Raw genomic sequence first — 212 nt, 5'->3', positions numbered from 1 at the left:
AGTGCCATTTCAAACTCGCGAGCCACCGTGCTGTCTTTGCGCTTCTCAGCAGCTTCGACCGCGCTCCACAACTGCTGAGGATCTTCGGTCCAGTCAGGCGCGCCAATGGGACTAATGCAGAAGACGCGCTGCACGCCCGAACGCGTTTGATAGTTGTGCACGATTCCTGTGCGTGCGTCAGTGAGACAGAGTGCGCCACGATAGGCGGCTGC

General features: G+C 59.4%; 1 protein-coding gene. It reads right to left on the bottom strand.

Features of this window, described 5'->3' with window-relative positions; translation table 11 throughout:
* Positions 1-212, bottom strand: a 212-nt coding sequence (locus RRF55_RS29220; protein WP_439419485.1) for a MobA/MobL family protein, incomplete at both ends; no start/stop codon positions are given.

This window comes from Klebsiella sp. K47 (genome assembly GCF_051858335.1).
GTDB lineage: Bacteria > Pseudomonadota > Gammaproteobacteria > Enterobacterales > Enterobacteriaceae > Klebsiella > Klebsiella pneumoniae.
Note: the sequence above shows the minus strand (reverse complement) of the source record. Positions and strands in the feature narration are given on the sequence as shown.